This window comes from Acidimicrobiales bacterium (assembly GCA_036273495.1).
Classification (GTDB): Bacteria; Actinomycetota; Acidimicrobiia; order Acidimicrobiales; family JAJPHE01; genus DASSEU01.
This window is the reverse complement of the sequence record DASUHN010000383.1, coordinates 1-3,109: the sequence shown is the minus strand read 5'-3', so window position 1 is coordinate 3,109 and position 3,109 is coordinate 1. Positions and strand designations below refer to the sequence as shown.

At 74.2% G+C, this 3,109-nt stretch carries 3 protein-coding genes; 1 reads left to right on the top strand and 2 read right to left on the bottom strand.

Going from position 1 to position 3,109, the window contains the following annotated elements:
• Nucleotides 1–671, bottom strand: a 671-nt coding sequence (locus tag VFW24_16680) for a glycosyltransferase family A protein (GenBank protein ID HEX5268406.1), incomplete at its 3' end; no start/stop codon positions are given.
• Between the two features lie 8 nt (nucleotides 672–679).
• On the bottom strand, nucleotides 680–1,516 hold the full coding sequence (locus VFW24_16675; GenBank protein HEX5268405.1) for a PHP domain-containing protein: 837 nt from the start codon (nucleotides 1,514–1,516) through the stop codon (nucleotides 680–682).
• Between the two features lie 28 nt (nucleotides 1,517–1,544).
• Between VFW24_16675 and purF the strand changes: the two genes are divergently transcribed.
• A complete protein-coding gene (gene purF, locus VFW24_16670; GenBank protein HEX5268404.1) occupies nucleotides 1,545–3,008 on the top strand; it encodes an amidophosphoribosyltransferase in 1,464 nt (487 codons plus the stop codon).
• Nucleotides 3,009–3,109: the final 101 nt, after the last annotated feature.

Below are 3,109 nucleotides of genomic sequence, written 5' to 3'. Positions count from 1 at the left end.
GCGGGGAAGGCGCCGACCGACCAGGCCCGCCGCACGCTGTCGGCGAGGTCGGCGGGGAACACGTAGTGATGGACGACCGCCCCGGGGCAGACGGCCGTGCCCCCGCCCGCCCGGATGACCCGCCAGGCCAGCAGGGTGTCCTCCCCGAAGCCGGTTCCCCGGAGGGTCCGCCCCGGGCGGACGCGCAGTCGTGAGCCGGCCCGGGGGTCGAAGCCGCCGGCGGCCTCCAGGGCGGCGCGCTCGTAGAAGACGTTGGACGTGGCGTAGAGGCCGTCGCGGCCGTCCGACGCCAGGGATCGCTCCAGGGGCCGGACCGGCCCCGCCGGCCAGGTCGGGCCCACCGCCACCGCCGCCCCCGCCCGGATGGCGGCCACGCCGGCGGCCAGCCAGCCCGCCGTGGGCGTGCAGTCGGAGTCGGTGAACGCCAGCACCTGGCCCCGGGCCGCCCGGATCCCGGCGGCGCGCGCCGCCACCGCCCCGACCGACGGGGTGCGCAGGACCCGTACCGGGCGCCCGGACCGCTCGTCCGACCACGCCTCCTCCCCCGAGCCGTCGGTCGAGCCGTCGTCGACGACGATCACCTCGTGGTCCCCCAGGGTCTGGCCGCCCAGGGCGTCGAGGCAGCACCGGAGGAGCTCCCGGCGGTTCCGCACGGGCACGATGACCGACACGGCCGGAGTCAGTTGCGGCGGGCCTCCAGGTCGGCCACCACCGAGTCGGGAACGTCGAGGTCACCCCGGCCCGTGCCCACGGTCAGGTCGGGCTTGTAGGTGCCGTGGTGGTCGGAGCCGCCGGTCACCACCAGGTCGTGGCGGCGGGCCAGGTCGGCCAGACCGGCCCGCTCCTCCGGCGTGTAGCGGCCGTAGATGCACTCCATGCCGGCCAGGCCGAGGGCGGCCAGCTCCCCGAGGGTCCGGTCGAGCCCGGCGGGCTCCAGGCCGAGCGACAGGGGGTGGGCCACCACCGGAACCCCGCCCGATTCGAGAGCCACCCGGAGGGCCTCGTCGGGATGGAGCCGGCGCTTGTCCACGTAGCCGGGCCGGCCCTTGGCCAGCCAGACGTCGAAGGCCTCCTGGACCGACGAGACGGCGCCGTTGCGAACGAGGACGGCGGCCACGTGGGGCCGCCCGATCCCGACCCCGCCGGCCTCGGCCGCGACCTCCTCCATCGTGACCGGCAGCCCGAGGCGCTGCAGGTGCTCGATCATGACCCCGTTGCGGTCGTCCCGGGCCCGCTGGAGGTCGGCCAGCTCGGTCTCCATGGGGGTGCCGGCGCCGGCCTCCACGAAGTAGACGAGGAGGTGGAACGTCGCGGGCCACTCGCAGCTGATCTCGCAGCCCGGCACCAGGGCCAGGCCGAGCTCGGCGGCGCGACGCCCGGCCTCGCCCTGGCCGTCGAGGCGGTCGTGGTCGGTCAGGGAGAACGCCGTGCACCCGGCGGCGGCGGCCAGCTCGGCTATCCGGGCCGGGGCGTCCGATCCGTCCGAGACGTTCGAATGGGTGTGCAGGTCGATCATGCCGGCCCGAACGGTATGCCAGATCGACATGAGGGCAGGCCGGGTGTGGGAGACTGACGGCGTGAAGGAGGCGTGCGGGGTCTTCGGCGTTTACGCGCCCGGGATGCCGGTGGCCTTCCTCACCTACGACGGCCTGTACTCCCTGCAGCACCGGGGCCAGGAGTCGGCCGGGATGGCGGTGTCCGACGGGGCCACCATCACCGTGGTCAAGGACATGGGCCTGGTGAGCAACGTGTTCGACGAGCGCACCCTGACCCCGCTGTCCGGCCACCTGGCCATCGGCCACACCCGCTACTCGACGACCGGGGCGTCCACGTGGCGCAACGCCCAGCCGGTGTACCGGTCGGTCGGGGAGGCGGGCTTTGCCCTGGGCCACAACGGGAACCTCACCAACACGGCCGAGCTGGCGGCGCAGACCGGGATGCTGCCCGGCACCGTGGCCAGCGACAGCGACCTGGTGGCCGAGCTGATCGCCCGGCGCTTTCCCGCCGACGACGACGGCCGCAGCGACGGGCGCGACCTCGAGCGGGCCCTCGTCCAGGTGCTTCCCGAGCTGCAGGGCGCCTTCTCCTTCGTGCTCATGGACGCCGCCCATCTGATCGGCGTGCGCGATCCCAACGGCTTCCGGCCGCTGTGCCTGGGCCGGCTCGACGTCGGCTGGGTGCTGGCGTCGGAGAGCTCGGCCCTCGACGTGGTCGGGGCGGCGTACGTGCGCGAGCTCGACCCCGGGGAGATGGTGGTCATCGACGCCAGCGGCTACCGCACCCTGCGGCCCTTCCCCGCCGGCCGGGTGGAGCCCCGCCTCTGCGCCTTCGAGTTCGTGTACATCGCCCGGCCCGACAGCGTGCTGTACGGCAAGGAGGTGCACGGCGCCCGCCGGCGCATGGGTGAGCTGCTGGCGGAGCAGGCCCCGGTCGACGCCGACCTGGTGATGGGCGTGCCCGAGTCGGGCGTGCCGGCGGCCGAGGGCTTCGCCCGGGCCAGCGGGATCCCCTACGGCCAGGGTCTGGTGAAGAACCGCTACATCGGCCGCACGTTCATCAGCCCCAACCAGGAGCAGCGGGCCGCCGGCGTGCGCCGCAAGCTCAACCCGCTCAAGGAGAACGTGGCGGGCAAGCGGCTGGTCGTCGTCGACGACTCGATCGTGCGCGGCACGACGCAGCGGGCCATCACGCGCATGCTGCGCGAGGCCGGCGCCACCGAGGTCCACCTGCGGGTGTCGAGCCCTCCGTACCGGTGGCCGTGCTTCTACGGCGTCGACACCGGCACGCGCGCCGAGTTGCTGGCGGCCAACCTCACCGTCACCGAGATCCAGGACGTGCTGGGCGTGGACTCGCTCACGTTTCTCTCGCTGGAGAACATGCTCCGGGCCATCGAGGCGCCGGGGGCGGGGTTCTGCACCGCGTGCGTGTCCGGGGAGTACCCGATCTCGGTACCGGTGACGCTGTCGAAGGCCGTGCTCGAGGGATCGCTCGAACCAGCGCCGAGTTGATGGCTCTTCGGCTGACGCCTCATCGCTGTGCCGCCGGGGACCCCAACCCCGCCGGCCCCACGTGCGGTGACTGATCAGCAGCCCGCTTCCTACGCCGGCGC

Bases quoted from the DNA above. Each gene is read 5' to 3' on its own strand.
- VFW24_16675 (HEX5268405.1), bottom strand. From the start codon at position 1,516: ATGATCGACCTGCACACCCATTCGAACGTCTCGGACGGATCGGACGCC.
- purF (HEX5268404.1), top strand. From the start codon at position 1,545: ATGAGGGCAGGCCGGGTGTGGGAGACTGACGGCGTGAAGGAGGCGTGC.